Genomic DNA, 15,214 nt, shown 5'->3' on the forward strand with positions numbered 1-15,214 from the left:
ATAACCCTCTGCGCAGAAGAGGGCAAAGGCCTTACGCCGGACAGAAATCGCGGCTCGGGTCCGGGCGCGCGTTCAGCACAGGATCCAACCGGAGCTGACCGAACCGCCGGCCACCCTGCCCTTCGCCCAGACGCAGCGGCGCCCGGCGTGCACGGTGACCGGGCCGGCGTGCCGCTTGTAGTGGCCCTCGTCGACCACCGGACGGCCGCCGCGCGCCCGGATGCTCACCGACATCTTCCGCTTGGTGCCGGGCTTCTTGGCGAGGGTGACGGCACAGAGGTAGCCGCCGCGCTTGTAGACGACGACCGAGCCGGTGGAGAACGGCAGGGTGCGCATCTTGCGCCCGGGGCAGTGCGCGGCGGCCTGTGCGTCGGCCGGCGCGGCGACCACCAGCAGCCCCGCCGAGGTCAGCACCGCCAGGCCGAGCGCGAGCCGCCGGTGTGTCGCTCCACTTCCCACTGCCGTTCCTCCCCGTACCGCACCGCGTGTGCCGCGACCGACGACGTACGGGTGTACGGACGCACGGCGTACCCCGGATGGTTGCCCGCCCGCCTTCCCGACCGCCACCCCGGCCCCGCGCCGGCCGCCGCGAGCTCACCGTCCCGCGCCGACCGGCTCCTCCGGTTCGGCCTGCCCGACGAAGGTCCGCCACAGCGCGGCGTACTTCCCGTCGCGGGCCAGCAGTTCGCCGTGCGTGCCGTCCTCGACGACCCGGCCGTGGTCCATGACGACGACCCGGTCGGCGCGGGCCGCGGTGGTCAGCCGGTGCGCGACCACCAGCGTGGTACGCCGTCCCGCCAGCCGGTCCGTCGCCTGGTTGACCTGGGCCTCGGTGGCCAGGTCGAGCGCGGCCGTGGCCTCGTCGAGCAGCAGGACGTCGGGGTCGACGAGTTCGGCGCGGGCCAGCGCGATCAGCTGGCGCTGGCCGGCGGAGAGGTTCCGGCCGCGCTCGGCGACCTCGTGCAGGTAGCCGCCCTCCAGCGTGGCGATCATCTCGTGCGCCCCGACCGCGCGGGCCGCCGCCTCGACCTCGGCGTCGGTGGCGTCCGGACGGCCGTAGGCGATGGCGTCGCGGACCGTGCCCGGGAAGAGGTAGGCCTCCTGCGGGACCACGCCGAGCCGGTGCCGGTACGCGGTGATGTCGAGGTCCCTGAGATCGGCGCCGTCGACGGTGACCCTGCCCCCGGTCGGATCGTAGAACCGGGCCACCAGCTTGACCAGGGTGGACTTCCCCGCCCCGGTCTCGCCGACGAACGCGACGGTCTGCCCGGCGGGGATGTCCAGGTCGATGCCGCTGAGCGCCTCCTCCTCGTCCCCGTAGGCGAAGCGCACGTCCTCGAAGGCGACCCGGCCGCGCAGCGAGGGCACGCCGAGCGGCTTCGCGGCGTCCCGGGTGGACGTCGGCTCCCGCAGCAGCTCCTGGATGCGGCCCAGCGAGACGGACGCCTGCTGGTAGCCGTCGAAGACCTGGGAGAGCTGCTGCACCGGGGCGAAGAACAGGTCGATGTAGAGCAGGTACGCGACCAGCGCGCCCGTCGTCAGCGTCCCGTTGTCGACCCTGATCCCGCCCACGACGAGGACCGCCACCGCTGCCGACGACGCCAGGAACTGCACGAACGGGAAGTACACCGAGATCAGCCACTGGCCCCGGATACGGGCGGCCCGGTAGCCGTCGCTGCGCTCGGCGAAGCGCCGGTTGCCCTCCCGCTCACGCCCGAAGGCCTGCACGATCCGCAGCCCGGAGACCGACTCCTGGAGGTCGGCGTTGACCGCCGACACCCGCTCCCGGGCCAGCTCGTACGCCTTCACGCTGGCCCGGCGGAAGAAGTACGTGGCGATGATCAGCGGGGGCAGCGTGGCGAAGACGACCAGGGCGAGCTGGACGTCGATCACCAGCAGGGCCGCCATGATGCCGAAGAAGGTGACCACCGAGACGAACGCAGTGACCAGGCCCGTCTGCAGGAACGTCGACAGCGCGTCGACGTCGGTGGTCATCCGGGTCATGATCCGGCCGGTCAGCTCGCGCTCGTAGTAGTCGAGGCCGAGCCGCTGGAGCTGGGCGAAGATCTTCAGCCGCAGCGAGTACAGCACGCGTTCGCCGGTGCGTCCGGTCATCCGGATCTCGCCGGTCTGCGCCGCCCACTGGACCCCCACCACGAGCAGGCCGAGCAGGGCCGCCGCCCAGACCGCGCCGAGGGCCGCCTGGGTGACGCCGTCGTCGATGCCGTGCCGGATCAGCACCGGCAGCAGCAGGCCCGCGCCGGCGTCCACGGCGACGAAGCCGAGGCTGATGAGCAGGGGCGTGCGGAAGCCGCGCAGGAGGCGGCGCAGTCCGTAGGACTCCTCCGGCTGCACGGCCCGGCGCTCGTCGACGTCGGGGACGTCGTCGGCCGGAGGCAGTGCCGCGACCTGGGCGAGCAGCTCCGGGGTGGCCGGGCTGTCGGCCAGGGCGGTGTCCTTGGGCTCGCGGTCGCCGGTCCACAGGCGGGGGGTGACTCCGCGTTCGGCGTCGAACTCGGCGTCCAGCTCCGCGCGGACCGTGGTGTCGGCGGTGTCGTCCTCGCGCAGGACGACGGTCGGGTGGTGGCCCGGGGAGACGCCGCCCAGCTCGTCGGGGTCGGTGAGCAGCCGTCGGTAGAGGGCGGAGCGCCGCTGCAGCTCCTCGTGGGTGCCGATGTCGGCGAGCCGGCCGCCGTCGAGGACGGCGATGCGGTCGGCGAGGCCCAGGGTGGAGCGGCGGTGCGCGATCAGCAGGGTGGTGCGGCCGCGCATGACCCCGGCCAGCGCCTCGTGGATCTCGTGCTCGACACGGGCGTCCACGGCGGAGGTGGCGTCGTCGAGCACCAGCAGGCGCGGGTCGGTGAGGATGGCGCGGGCGAGCGCGACGCGCTGGCGCTGGCCCCCGGAGAGGGTCAGTCCGTGCTCGCCGACGGTGGTGTCGTAACCGTCGGGCAGCTCCGCGATGAACCGGTCGGCCTGGGCGGCGCGGGCGGCGGCCACGATCTGTTCCCCGGTCGCGTCCGGGCGGCCGTACGCGATGTTGGCCCGCACGGTGTCGGAGAAGAGGAAGGAGTCCTCCGGGACCAGCCCGATCGCGGCCCGCAGCGACTCGCTGGTCAGCTCGCGCACGTCGTGCCCACCGACGAGGACGGCGCCGCCGGTGACGTCGTAGAAGCGCGGCAGGAGCAGGGAGACGGTGGACTTACCGGAGCCGGACGCGCCGACGACGGCGAGGGTCTCGCCGGGCCGGATCTCGAAGGACAGACCGTTGAGGACCGGGCGGGCGGGGTCGTAGCCGAAGGAGACGTCGTCGAACTCGACGGTCGCCGGGGCGTCGGCGGGGAGTTCCTTGGTGCCGTCGGCGAGGGACGGCTCGGTGTCGATCAGTTCCAGGACGCGCTCGGTGGCGGCCCGCGCCTGCTGCCCGACGGTCAGTACGACGGCGAGCATCCTGACCGGGCCGACCAGCTGGGCGAGGTAGGTGGAGAAGGCGACGAACGTGCCCAGGGTGATGTTGCCGCGCACGGCGAGCCAGCCGCCGAGCGCGAGCATCGCCACCTGGCCGAGGGCCGGGACGGCCTGGAGGGCCGGGGTGTACCGGGAGTTCAGCTTGACGGTGCGCAGCCGGCCCGCGAACAGCCGGCGGCCGACCTCGCGGAGCTTGCCCGTCTCCTGTTCCTCCTGCCCGAAGCCCTTCACCACGCGGACGCCGCTGACGGAGCCGTCGACCACGCCGGCGACGGCGGCCGCCTGGGCCTGCGCGTACCAGGTGGACGGGTGCAGCCGGGTGCGGCTGCGCCTGGCGATCCACCACAGGGCGGGGGCGACGGCGACGGCGACGGCCGTGAGCGGCAGCGACAGCGACGCCATGATCCCGAGCGAGATCAGGAACAGCAGGATGTTGCCGATGGTCATCGGCAGCATGAAGAGCAGGCCCTGGATCAGCTGGAGGTCGCTGGTGGCCCGTCCGACGACCTGCCCGGTGGACAGCTCGTCCTGACGGCGGCCGTCGAGCCGGGTGATCGTCCGGTACATGTCGGTCCGCAGGTCGTGCTGGACGTGCAGGGCGAGCCGCCCGCCGTAGTAGCGGCGGATGTACGTGAGGACGTAGACGACGACCGCGGCACCGATCAGTGCGCCCGCCCAGGGGGCCATGGCGCGGGTGTGGTCGCCGATCACGTCATCGATGATCACCTTGGTGAACAGCGGGACCAGCGCCATCACGGCCATGCCGCCGAGGGACGAGCCCAGGGCCAGCACGACGTCCCCCGGATGACGCCACGCGTACGTGCCCAGTCGCCGTGCCCATCCCTGCTGCGGTGTCACGCGGGTGCCCTCCGGTCGTACTGATCCGATTGTTCTGATCTACCGGAAGACACCAACGTCCACCGCACCGGATTTCATCCCTCCGACCCCTTCGGGGCGGCCGCCTCCGGCGGGACGACCGGGCTGGGCGGACCGGCGGCCCCGGTTCGCCCGGCCGGCCTCGGACCCCGTCGCCCCCAGCTCCGTCGCCCCGGCCCCGGGCCGGGCACCTTCCGGCCCGTCGCCGGATCCCGTCGCGCCCAGGCCGGTCACCCCGGAGCGGGGCGCTCCTCCTGAAGGACGTCACGCGACCGACACGTCACGTACATTCCCTCGACCTCATGTCCATGTCACGATGCGAGCACCTTCATTCAACCCGCGTAGATCGGACGCCCCCACATGCTCGCGATACGCATGCGCACCCGGCGCCACAAGGCGGTGGCGTTCGCCACGGCCGCCGCGCTCACCGCCCTCGCCGTCCCCGCCCTGACCGCGACCCCCGCCACGGCCGCGGTCCCCGCCACGGCCACGACCACGTCCTACGACTCGACGTACTACAAGAACGCGGTCGGCAAGACGGGGACCGCTCTCAGGTCCTCGCTGCACACGATCATCAGCAGCCAGACGAAGCTGTCCTACTCGGGCGTCTGGAACGCGCTGAAGGCCACCGACCAGGACCCCCGCAACAGCAACAACGTGGTCCTGCTGTACTCGGGCCTCTCCCGCAGCAAGTCCCTCAACGGCGGGGACACCGGCGACTGGAACCGCGAGCACGTGTGGGCCAAGTCCCACGGCGACTTCGGCACCTCCACCGGCCCCGGCACCGACATCCACCACCTGCGCCCGACGGACGTCCGGGTCAACAGCGTCCGCGGCAACAAGGACTTCGACAACGGCGGCAGCGCCGTCTCCGGCGGCGGCGGCAGCCTCACCGACTCCGACTCCTTCGAGCCCCGCGACGCCGTCAAGGGCGACGTGGCCCGCATGATCTTCTACATGGCGGTCCGCTACGAGGGCGGCGACGGTTGGGCCGACCTGGAGGTCAACGGCAACGTCAACAACGGCAGCGCCCCGTACATGGGCAGGCTCTCCGTACTGAAGGCCTGGAATGAGCAGGACCCGCCGGACGCCTTCGAGGAGCGCCGCAACCAGGTCATCTACGACTCCTACCAGCACAACCGCAACCCGTTCATCGACCACCCGGAGTGGGTCGAGGCGATCTGGTAGCCCACCGTCTCCCGTGGTGCCCGGCGACACCGCCCCGGGCACCACGGCACCACCCCGGCAGCCCCGCCTGCCTGCCCGGACGCCCGCCCGCCCGGACGAAGCCCTACCCGTCGACCTCGTACCGTCCGACCTCGAGGAAGTGCCGCAGCGCCTCCGGGGTGCGTTCGTCCGGAGCCGTCTCCGCCGCTGCGCGCAGGGCGTCACTGATACCGGGGCCGGCGAGGATCCGGAAGACGGCAACACGGTCACCCTCGAACCGGGCAACGCGATAGCCCGTCCCGAGCCAGGCCCGCATCTCCTCCACGGTGCCGTTGTCGAGGAGCTGGTTCGCCTCCCGGGTCACCCGCTTACCGCTGTCGGGGGCGGACAGGATCCGGAGGATGGCGATGCGCAGGCCGTGCACGTCCATCTCGTCGTACGGGGAGCCCGTCTCCGACGCCTCGGCGACAGCGGCGGGCGCCGGCAGCCAGGGCGAGGGTCGCGCGGGACAGTCTCACAGGGGCAACCACCTTGTGTCGTAGGCATGTCGTACGGCCGAGAGGTTCTCCCCGGGCGGAACCGTCCGCATCAATGCCCGAATCAGGGAGCCTTCACCGCCCGCTCATTGCCCGCGCCCGCCCGCAACCATCCCGCGCCTGCCTGCGGTTGTCCGGACGAACTCAGACCTTCGGCCGGGTGAAGCGGATCAGGACACGGCTGAGCGTGCGGACGTACGGGGCGTTGTTCCGGTACGTCCGCACGCTCGGCGGAGGGGGCGGGTCAGACGCCGGGGGCCTCTTCAGGGGTGACGTGGGAGGCTTCGTCGTCGTGGGGCACGGGGAGACGCGCTCCCCTGCTGCGGGCGATGCGATGCACGTCATGGAGCGCCTCGGCCAAGCAAGCCGCGAGGTAACGGAGTCGAGGCGCGGTGGCCTTGCCGTCGCCCAGGAGATCGACGGCGTGGCCGAGAAGGTCGTCGGCCATGCCGAGCTGGACCGCCTCGACGTCGTCGGCGAGGCGTGCAAGACGGCCCGTGCCGGTGCCGTCGGTGACGAGGTAGCAAGGGTTGCCGTCGAGGTTGGACCAGGGGAGGAGGCGGGGCCGGCCGACCGTGGCGGCGCCGTCGTGGCTCTTGTAGATCACGAGACAGCCGCCTCGTTGCCCCGGAATCGGCGCGGGCCGACGTCGACACCGTGGATGTGCCGTGGCCCTACGTCGATGCCGTGCACGGCGAGCCAGATGGTCCGGCGACGGGCGCGCTGCTGCCTGGCCTGCGTACGCCGCTCGTGGGCGAGGAGGTAGGGGCGGACGAGCCGGGAGTCCTCGCCGTGGAGGAGGACTTCGTGCGGGGAGGGGTGGCGGCCGGGTGCGACGGGGCCGGCCGGTACGGGGGTGGGCCGCGCCACTCCCCCGGCGCGGTGCCGGTTCCGGTGCCGGTGGCGCCCGGAGGCGGGCCACAGGAGCCGCAGCAGCGGCTCAACGAGGCGGGCGATACGGTTCAACACGTCTTCAACTCCGATGCGGTTGAGGGCCATGCCCCCGGGCCGTCGGTAGCGGTCGCGGGGGTCTTCCGTGCCCGAGGGCAGGTCGACGTGCATGGACGTCGCTGTGTAGCGATCCACTCACAGAGTGAGACCGGCCGAGCTAGGCTCGCCAGGGGGTCAGGGGTGACAACGCATCCGTCACACGGGAGTTGACGATGAGCAACATCTACGGGGAGTGGTTGAAGGCGCAACGCGAGGCGGCCGGGCTGACGCAGCAGGAACTGGCCACGGCCGCCGTCATGACGCGTTCGCACATCGCGCACATCGAAGCAGGCCGGCGCACCCCGTCCAAGGAGGACGCGAGACGCCTCGACAGGGCGCTGAACACGGGCGATGTACTCAGCAGCTTCCTGCCGGACGAGGACACCGCTGTCGCGGGGTACTTCGAGGCGGCCCTTCAACTCGAACAGCAGGCAACGATGATCCGGGAGTTCGCCCTGTCGTTCATCCCTGGCATCCTCCAGACGGAAAGGTACGCGCGTGCGGTTCTGAGCACGTCGTTCCCTCCGGTGGGTGAAGTGGAATGTGACAGGCTCGTTGTCACACGCCTTGAGCGGGCGAAGATCCTGGAAGACCCGGTGACACCCGTAGTGTGGGCACTGCTTGACGAGGCTGTGCTGCGGCGAGTGGTGGGCGGGCCGGAGGCCATGGCGGAACAACTCCGCCACATCGTGAAGCTGGTGGAATCAGGACGCGTACGCGTCCACGTGTTGCCCTTCGGACTGGGGGTCCACCCCCTCATGCAGAGCATGCTCACCCTGCTCAAGTTCGAGGATCAGCCGCCGGTGGCGTACTCCGAAGGCATCCAGGTGGGCAAGATTCACGACTCCCCCGCCATGGTCGACCGCCTTGAAGGCACCTACGATCTCGCGCTAGGCGACGCAATGCCGCTCAAGGAGTCAGTAACCCTGATGAGGGCGACAGCAAAGGACTACGAACACCGTGAATGAACCCAGCATCCCCGACGCCTCCTCCCTGCACGGCTGGCGCAGGTCGACGTACAGCGGCAACGAAGGCGGCAGCTGCATCGAGGTCCTGGACGGCTGCCCGACCGGCGTCCCGGTCCGTGACTCCAAGGTCCCTCAGGGGCCTGCACTGGTCTTCCTGTCGACCGGCTGGACATCGTTCGTCACAGCAGTCAAGGACGGCCACCTGTCCGCCTGACCGCTCACCGCCACAATTCATCCGGCCCGCGTCCCTTGGGCGGGCCGGACACCGTTCCCTCAGACCGCCACGTCAGAAGCCTTGACTCGCCCCGACAACAGATCGTCCACAAGCCCTTGCTTGAGCTGACGGAGCTTGTTCAGCTCATCGTGCCGCGCAGAATGTCCGCGGCGGCCCACAGATGCCGTTCCAGCTGGGCGAGCGTGAGCTTGGCCACGTACGACTCCCTACGACCGTTCGCTCGCCCGTCCCGTCGTACGCGCCGGCCTCACGCGCCACCAGCAGCCGCCGCGCGATCTGCCCCTCCAGGAGAGCCGGAACCCCGCCGAAGGCCCCCGCGAGATAGGACCGCGTGAGGTCCTCGTCCTCGCCCGGCTCCACATCAGTGAGCGGATACAGCCCGGTCGCCCCGTCCTTGTCCTTCTCCGTCAGCCACACCTGCGCCGGGTCGAGGAGCCGCTCGCCGCCCGGGGTGGTGAGCACCGTCGCGTCGTGCGACGTGAAGACCAGCTGGGCGCCCCTGGGGTTCGCGTACAGGTCGTGGAAGAGCCGGACGACCTCGGCCGCGAAGCGGGAGTGCAGGCTGGCGTCGAGTTCGTCGACGAGGAGGACCGCGCCTTCGTCGAGGGCGAGGGGCAGAGGGCCCAGGAGGGCGAACCAGGACCGGGTGCCGTAGGACTCCTCCTGCCAGTCGAAGGACACGTCCCCGGCAGCCGAGTGGTGCGTCAGCTTCACCGTGTCCTGGCCCGGGCCGTCCTGGACGACCGTCGCTCCGGTGATGCCGAGGTCGGCGACCCTCAAAAGCCCCTGGATCCTGGTGGCCCTCGGACCGGACAGTTCCTTCGTGGTGTACCGCGCGCGCTCGTCCCGCTCGACCTCCGGGCTGATCATCCAGAAGTTGCGGCGGAACCAGTGGAACAGCGGGGAGAGCTGCGGGTGGTTGTCCGTGCCGGCCGTGGAGAGCAGCAGTGCGTTCGGCCGCGTACGCCGTACGAGCTGGGCCCGGTCCCTGACCCGTCCGCCGGGCCACTTGAAGACGTCCGGCCGGGAGGCGTCGCGGTCGAGCCATTCCTGACGGCGACCGCGCGGGTAGCTGTGCAGCCATTCGGACTCGACACGGGTGGCTCCGAGCTCGAAGCCGTACGTCCAGCGGACCCCGTCGATGACGACATCGACCTCGAAGAAGGAGGGTTCGCTCTCGCTCTTGGGGTCCAGGGAGAAGACCTGACGCGGTATGCCGTCGTAAGAGGCCCAGTGCGCGTAGGAGTTGAGGACCGCGTTGCGCATGTCGGTCATCGCGGTCAGCACGTTGGACTTGCCGGAGGCGTTGGCCCCGAAGATGCCGATCAGCGGGAGCACGGAGAGGGATCCGCCGCCCGCGAGGTCCACCGGGTTCGCCGATGCGTCCGGTCCGTCACCGGGCGCGACGAAGGACAGCTCCTGCTCGTCACGCAGGGACCGCACGTTCGCGACGCGGAATCTCAGTAGCAAGCCGTCCTCCTCTCCGCGCTCAGGGTAGTCGTCGCGTCCGACAACAGCCTGACCGGGAGGCCTGTGAACTCGGAGAACATATCGCTCACCGGATCGCCTCCGCAGCCGATCGAGTGATCAGGATTCCGCGGTCATCGGAAGGTCGACTGCTCGGAGTGGGTCGAGGCGATCCGGTAGCGGCCGGTCCCCTGATACGGGCGGCGACGGGCACCGGACATCCGCTCCGCGCAGGTGCCTCGCGGAGTGTGCGAGCCCGTCCTGGCCCGCCCGGCATCTGCCCGGAGCGCCTCAGGCCTTCGGCTGGGTGAAGCGGATGCGGTTGCCAAAGGGGTCACGCAGACCGCAGTCGATTCCGTACGGGCGCTCGGTGGGTTCCTCGGTGAACTCCACGCCCTTCTCCAGCAGCCTCTCGTAGGTCTTGCGGCAGTCGTCCGTGGTGAGGACGAGCCAACCGCCCATGGCGCCCTTGGTCAGCAGCTCGCGCACCTGCTCCGCCGTCTCCTCCGACATCGCCGGAGGGCCCGGCTTCTCCAGGAGGATCTGCCGCTCGGGGTGGCCGGGGACGCTGACGGTCAGCCAGCGCATGAAGCCCATGTCGATGTCCGCGGTGACCTCCAGACCGAGCTTGCCGGCATAGAAGTCGAGGGCCTCGTCCTGGTCGAGGACGTATATCTGTGACTGCGTGATGGCGTTGAACATGACGCCCACGCTATCCAGTCGGCGGGACAAAAACTTATCCAGAACTACTCGGTTGCCGGGTGTCCACCGACTGCCGGAAGGTCAGGTACTCGGCCGGGTCCACGCCATCGTGAAGCACGTCGGCACGCCCACGGCCGCCGCCTCCTTGCGGTACGTGCGCGGTGACCGGCCGACGATGTCGCGGAACGTGCGGCTGAAGGTTCCCGGGCTGTTGAAGCCGACCTCGAAGCCGATGTCCGTCACGCTGTGGTCGGTCTCCCGCAGCAGGAACATCGCCCGTTCCACCCGACGGCGCTGGAGGTAGCGGTGCGGTGTCTCACCGAACGCGGCCCGGAAGGTCCGCGTGAAGTGCGCCGGTGACACGTGCGCGATGCGCGCCAGGGCGGGGACGTCCATCGGCTGCGCGTAGTCGCGGTCCATCGCGTCCCGCGCCCGGAGCATACGGCGGTTGGTCTCTTCGACGGCTCGGCTCACGGTGCCATCCCAGCACGGTCCACCGGCCGCCCACCACGCGCGGACCGGCTCTGCTCGATCGCCGCCTCGGCCCGGGACTACCGGGCACGGACCACGAAGGGCCTGGAGAGGACGGTGACGGCGACGGAGAGGGCGGCCAGGGCGGTGATCGTGGGGCCGGGACCGAGGTACAGGGCGAGGCCTCCGGCGATCGCGGCTCCGATGCCCTGCCAGGTCATCCGGCCGGCGGACTCGACGCCCTGGACCTGGCCGCGGACCGGGTCCGGGGTCAGTGCGAGCAGCTGCTCCTGGAGCGGCAGGGTGGCGGCGAACCCGGCGCCGGCCACGAACACGGCGACCGCCGCCGTCCAGGTGGGCGGGCCGATGGTGAACAGCAGGTACGGCACGGCGAGCAGCAGCCGCAGGGCGAAGGCGCAGCGGCGTCGGCGGTCGGCGGTGAGCAGTCGTCCGACGGTCAGGTCTCCGAGCAGCATGCCCGCCGAACCGGCGGCCAGGAGGAGGCCGGCGTGCTCCGGGTCGTAGGAGATGAACAGGGCCTCGCAGCCGACGATCAGACCGTTGGGAACCCACAGGTTCAGCAGCAGCGCGCGCCTGCCGGGGTGGGAGAGGAGTTCGGCGTTGACCGCCCAGGTCCGGCGCGGTCCGGGACGACGGGCCGTACGGGCCGGATCGGCCGTACGGGCCGAGTGTTCCCGGACGGTGGTCGCCACGGTGACGAGCCCGAGTGCGGTCAGGGCGGCGGCGACGGCGAAGACCTCGTGCGGGCTCAGGTGGCGGAGCAGGACCGCGCCGGCGGCGAAGCCGAGGACTGCCGTGCCGCCCGAGGTGATGTTCATCAGCGACCGTGCCAACGCGTACGTGGAGGCGGGGACGACTTCGGTGAGCAGCCCCAACCGCGTTCCGGTGCCGAGGGACTGGAAGAACCCCAGCACCAGGAGCAGGCCGAACCGGGCGGTCAGGGGCAGTCCCGGGACCGCCTGCGCGGCGACGCCCGCCAGGGAGACGCACTGGAGCGTGACGAGGGTCCGGCGCGGGTGGTGCCCGTCCGCGACCGACATCAGGGTCAGCGCGCCGAGCACCGTGGCGAACGTGGCGCCGTACATGCTCACGGCTGTCAGGAACGGGGACCCGGTCCTGTCGTCGACCAGCATGGCGAGCGCGAAGCCCGACAGGGTGCTCGCGGCGACCGTCAGCGTGGAACCGACGTACAAACCGGCGAACTCACGGTTGCGGAGCAGGGTGCGGTAGCCGGTGGGGGGAGCCCCGGTGGGAGCGGGAGTGCGCGCGGAAGGGGGCGCGGAAGGGGGCGCGGAAGGGGGCGCGGAGGCGTCGTCGGAAGGCATGAAAAAGCCTCCGGATACGCCCGCTGGGCGCCGGAGGCCAACTCGCACAGTATAACAGGGTAGTTCGGCCGACGGTGCTCAGTCCAGGTGCGTCGGTGCGAACATCCGCAGGACCACGGGGAGGACGACCACGGACGGGCCCGGGGTGGCCAGGGCCGCCGCCAGGTCGCGTTCCAGTGACTCGGGGGTGGTCCGCACTCCCGGGACGCCGAAGGACTCGGCCAGAGCCACGAAGTCCGGGCGGGTCAGGTCGGTCGCCGTGGCCTCGCCGTAGGCGTCGGTCATGTACTCGCGCAGGATGCCGTAGCCGCCGTCGTCGACGATCAGCCAGGTGACGTCGAGGTCGTACTGGCGGGCCGTGGCCAGTTCGGCGACGGAGTACAGGGCGCCGCCGTCACCGGAGACCGCGAGGACCGGACGGGTGGGGTCGGCGACCGCCGCGCCGAGGGCGGCCGGGAGGCCGTAGCCGAGGCCGCCGGCACCCTGGGCGGAGTGCAGGCGGTTGGGGCCCTTGGCGTCGAAGGCGGACCAGGCCCAGTAGGCCAGGATCGTCATGTCCCAGAAGGAGGGCGCATCGTCGGGCAGGGCGCGGCGGACGGACGCCAGCACCTCCTGCTCCAGGGTGAGTTCCTGGGACGCGATGCGTTCGGCGACCTTCGACAACAGCGTGCGGACGCGTTCCGGCGCCGCCTCGTCCTCGCGCGGCTCCACCGTCTCCAGGAGGGCCTGGAGGGCGAGGCGGGCGTCCGCGTGGATGCCGAGCGCGGGGTGGTTGGACTCCAGCTTGCCGAGGTCCGCCTCGATCTGGACGACCCGGCCTCGCGGCGTGAACGTGTGGTAGTTCGAGGAGAGTTCGCCCAGTCCCGAGCCCACGACCAGGAGGACGTCGGCGTCCTGGAGGAAGTCCGTCGTGTGCCGGTCCTCCAGCCAGGACCGCAACGACAGCGGGTGCGCCCAGGGGAAGGCACCCTTGCCGCCGGGGGTGGTGACGACCGGCGCCCGGAGGCGCTCGGCGAGCTTGCGGAGCTTGCCCGAGGCGTCGGAACGGATCACTCCCCCGCCCGCGATGATCGCGGGGCGCTCCGCGTGCGTCAGCCAGTGGGCGGCCACCGCCGTCAGTTCGGGGCGCGGGGGCAGTTCGTCGGGAGTGGCGTCCATGGCCGTCACGACCGGGAGCGGCGTCGGGGCCGCCAGCACGTCCTGCGGGATCTCCACCCACACGGGACCGTGCGGCACCGTCAGCGCCGACTTCCAGGCCTCGGTGACCGCCGACGGGATCTGGGACGCGGTGCGCGCGGTGTGGACGGACTTGACCACGCCCCGGAACGAGGCGGCCTGGTCGGGCAGTTCGTGCAGATATCCGTGGCGGCCGCCGCCCAGTCCCGCCGTCGGCACCTGGCTGCAGATCGCCAGCACGGGGGCGGAGGCGGCGGCGGCCTCCTGGAGCGCGGGCAGCGCGGTCAGCGCGCCCGGCCCGGTCGACAGCAGCAGCGGGGCCGCCTCGCCGGTGACACGGCCGTACGCGTCCGCCGCGAACCCTGCGTTGTTCTCCACCCGCAGCCCGACGTACCTGAGGTCCGAGCGGCGCAGGGCGTCGAAGACGCCGAGCGCGTGCTGGCCGGGCAGGCCGAAGACGGTCGTCGCGCCGAGGCCGGCCAGGGTCTCCACGACCAGGTCGCCGCCGGTGCGGCCGCCGGGAGGGTTCAGCGCGGCCTCCGTCTGCGCGGCGGTCGGGCGGAGCACCAGGTCGTGGTCGTGGGTCACTTGCTCTCGTTCTCCTCGCGGGCCCCGGCGATCTGGCGGGACATGATCGTGGTCAGCTCGTACGCCGTGTGGGAGGCGGCGATCGAGGTGATCTCCGCGTGATCGTACGCGGGGGCCACCTCGACGAGGTCGGCCGAGACCAGGTTGCAGGAGGCCAGCCCGCGCAGGATCTCGAGCAGCTCGCGGGAGGTCAGACCGCCCGCCTCGGGGGTTCCGGTGCCGGGGGCGTGCGCCGGGTCCAGGCAGTCGATGTCGATGGAGATGTACAGCGGACGGTCGCCGACGCGCTGCCTCAGCTGGTCGGCGACCTCGTCGGCGCCCCGGCGGTAGACGTCCGCCGAGGTGACGATGCCGAAGCCCATCTTCTCGTCGTCGGTGAGGTCCTGCCGGCCGTAGAGCGGGCCCCGGATGCCGACGTGGGAGAGGGCCTCGGTGTCGAGGACGCCCTCCTCCACGGCCCGGCGGAACGGGGTGCCGTGCGTGTACTCGGCGCCGAAGTAGGTGTCCCAGGTGTCCAGGTGGGCGTCGAAGTGGAGCAGGGCGACCGGGCCGTGCTTCTTCGCGACCGAGCGCAGCAGCGGCAGCGCGATGGTGTGGTCGCCGCCGAGGGTCATCAGGCGGGCGCCGGTGCCGAGCAGGTCGTCGGCGGCGGCCTCGACGGTCTCGACGGCCTCGTTGATGTCGAACGGGTTGACGGCGATGTCTCCGCCGTCGGCGACCTGGGCGAGGGCGAAGGGGGAGGCGTCCTGCGCGGGGTTGTAGGGGCGCAGCAGCCGGGACGCCTCACGGATGGCGTTGCCGCCGAACCGGGCGCCCGGCCGGTAGGAGACGCCCGAGTCGAACGGCACGCCCACCACGGCGATGTCGGTGCGGCCGACCTCGTCGAGCCGGGGCAGCCGGGCGAAGGTCGCGGGGCCCGCGTACCGGGGGACGCGGGACGAGTCGACGGGCCCGCGGGGCGTCTCGTTGCTGCTCATGGGTACTGCCTTCTTTCCTGCGCTTCGTCGCGTGGGCACTGTCTGTCGCATGACTCCACTGACGCCGGGGGCCTGGCCCGGCCTCACTGTCAGCGACGTTAGGCGGCCGGAAAGCGGGCTGCAAAGTGTACGTTTCATCCACTTCGGACGGCGGACATGGAGGAAACGTCCACCCCGCCGGACCCCACGGTCGTCCCTTTGGGGACACGGCCACGGTGAGTACGCGTACGCAGGCCGTCCGAGTACG

General features: G+C 71.5%; 14 protein-coding genes. 3 read left to right on the forward strand and 11 right to left on the reverse strand.

The annotated features are described in order from the left end of the window. Window positions 1-72 precede the first annotated feature (72 nt). Together ACWZEH_RS11680 and ACWZEH_RS11685 are read right to left on the reverse strand one after the other, a co-directional pair. The gene (locus tag ACWZEH_RS11680; protein ID WP_456198007.1) at window positions 73-459 is read right to left on the reverse strand and encodes a hypothetical protein; all 387 of its coding nucleotides are present in this window, start codon (window positions 457-459) and stop codon (window positions 73-75) included. Between the two features lie 135 nt (window positions 460-594). Beyond that, entirely contained in the window at window positions 595-4,326 is a 3,732-nt protein-coding gene (locus ACWZEH_RS11685) for an ABC transporter ATP-binding protein (protein ID WP_456198008.1), read from the reverse strand. Window positions 4,327-4,704: 378 nt separating this feature from the next. Here ACWZEH_RS11685 and ACWZEH_RS11690 point away from each other — a divergent pair, with 378 nt between their 5' ends. Then, window positions 4,705-5,532 (forward strand): endonuclease I family protein, encoded by an 828-nt coding sequence (locus tag ACWZEH_RS11690; RefSeq protein WP_456198009.1) that lies wholly within the window; start codon window positions 4,705-4,707, stop codon window positions 5,530-5,532. Window positions 5,533-5,635: 103 nt separating this feature from the next. Here the strand turns inward: ACWZEH_RS11690 and ACWZEH_RS11695 are convergent, their stop codons facing one another. The 3 genes from ACWZEH_RS11695 to ACWZEH_RS11705 form a co-directional block, all read right to left on the reverse strand. Beyond that, window positions 5,636-5,941 carry an ALF repeat-containing protein gene (locus ACWZEH_RS11695; protein WP_456198010.1) on the reverse strand — a complete coding sequence of 102 codons (306 nt, stop codon included), beginning with the start codon at window positions 5,939-5,941 and terminating at the stop codon, window positions 5,636-5,638. A 350-nt stretch (window positions 5,942-6,291) separates the two neighbouring features. Further along, window positions 6,292-6,654 carry a hypothetical protein gene (locus ACWZEH_RS11700; protein ID WP_456198011.1) on the reverse strand — a complete coding sequence of 121 codons (363 nt, stop codon included), beginning with the start codon at window positions 6,652-6,654 and terminating at the stop codon, window positions 6,292-6,294. Next, window positions 6,651-7,133, reverse strand: coding sequence for a hypothetical protein (locus tag ACWZEH_RS11705; protein WP_456198012.1), 483 nt, complete (start codon window positions 7,131-7,133; stop codon window positions 6,651-6,653). Before ACWZEH_RS11705 ends, ACWZEH_RS11700 begins: the two co-directional genes overlap by 4 nt. 77 nt (window positions 7,134-7,210) lie before the next feature. On the opposite strand from ACWZEH_RS11705, the gene ACWZEH_RS11710 reads away from it, so the two are divergent. Then, window positions 7,211-8,005: a helix-turn-helix domain-containing protein gene (locus ACWZEH_RS11710; protein WP_383807628.1), complete on the forward strand. Its 795-nt coding sequence runs from the start codon at window positions 7,211-7,213 to the stop codon at window positions 8,003-8,005. After that, window positions 7,998-8,219, forward strand: coding sequence for a DUF397 domain-containing protein (locus ACWZEH_RS11715; RefSeq protein ID WP_456198013.1), 222 nt, complete (start codon window positions 7,998-8,000; stop codon window positions 8,217-8,219). Before ACWZEH_RS11710 ends, ACWZEH_RS11715 begins: the two co-directional genes overlap by 8 nt. Window positions 8,220-8,363: 144 nt before the next feature. Here ACWZEH_RS11715 and ACWZEH_RS11720 read toward each other — a convergent pair whose 3' ends face one another. The 6 genes from ACWZEH_RS11720 to speB form a co-directional block, all read right to left on the reverse strand. Next, the gene (locus tag ACWZEH_RS11720) at window positions 8,364-9,710 is read right to left on the reverse strand and encodes an AAA family ATPase (RefSeq protein WP_456198014.1); all 1,347 of its coding nucleotides are present in this window, start codon (window positions 9,708-9,710) and stop codon (window positions 8,364-8,366) included. A 288-nt stretch (window positions 9,711-9,998) separates the two neighbouring features. Further along, window positions 9,999-10,409 carry a VOC family protein gene (locus tag ACWZEH_RS11725; protein WP_456198015.1) on the reverse strand — a complete coding sequence of 137 codons (411 nt, stop codon included), beginning with the start codon at window positions 10,407-10,409 and terminating at the stop codon, window positions 9,999-10,001. An 81-nt stretch (window positions 10,410-10,490) separates the two neighbouring features. Beyond that, window positions 10,491-10,883 carry a helix-turn-helix domain-containing protein gene (locus tag ACWZEH_RS11730; protein WP_456198016.1) on the reverse strand — a complete coding sequence of 131 codons (393 nt, stop codon included), beginning with the start codon at window positions 10,881-10,883 and terminating at the stop codon, window positions 10,491-10,493. Window positions 10,884-10,960: 77 nt separating this feature from the next. Next, complete coding sequence (locus ACWZEH_RS11735; RefSeq protein ID WP_456198017.1) at window positions 10,961-12,226, reverse strand: MFS transporter; 1,266 nt, start codon at window positions 12,224-12,226, stop codon at window positions 10,961-10,963. Between the two features lie 78 nt (window positions 12,227-12,304). Continuing rightward, the gene (locus tag ACWZEH_RS11740) at window positions 12,305-13,990 is read right to left on the reverse strand and encodes a thiamine pyrophosphate-binding protein (protein WP_456198018.1); all 1,686 of its coding nucleotides are present in this window, start codon (window positions 13,988-13,990) and stop codon (window positions 12,305-12,307) included. After that, window positions 13,987-14,967, reverse strand: a complete 981-nt coding sequence (speB, locus tag ACWZEH_RS11745) for an agmatinase (RefSeq protein ID WP_456198019.1) — start codon at window positions 14,965-14,967, stop codon at window positions 13,987-13,989. Before speB ends, ACWZEH_RS11740 begins: the two co-directional genes overlap by 4 nt. Window positions 14,968-15,214: the final 247 nt, after the last annotated feature.

The sequence above is a fragment of the Streptomyces yamdrokensis genome (assembly GCF_053890455.1).

Bases quoted from the DNA above. Each gene is read 5' to 3' on its own strand.
- ACWZEH_RS11690 (WP_456198009.1), top strand. From the start codon at position 4,705: ATGCTCGCGATACGCATGCGCACCCGGCGCCACAAGGCGGTGGCGTTC.
- ACWZEH_RS11695 (WP_456198010.1), bottom strand. From the start codon at position 5,941: ATGGACGTGCACGGCCTGCGCATCGCCATCCTCCGGATCCTGTCCGCC.
- ACWZEH_RS11710 (WP_383807628.1), top strand. From the start codon at position 7,211: ATGAGCAACATCTACGGGGAGTGGTTGAAGGCGCAACGCGAGGCGGCC.
- ACWZEH_RS11725 (WP_456198015.1), bottom strand. From the start codon at position 10,409: ATGTTCAACGCCATCACGCAGTCACAGATATACGTCCTCGACCAGGAC.
- ACWZEH_RS11735 (WP_456198017.1), bottom strand. From the start codon at position 12,226: ATGCCTTCCGACGACGCCTCCGCGCCCCCTTCCGCGCCCCCTTCCGCG.
- speB (WP_456198019.1), bottom strand. From the start codon at position 14,967: ATGAGCAGCAACGAGACGCCCCGCGGGCCCGTCGACTCGTCCCGCGTC.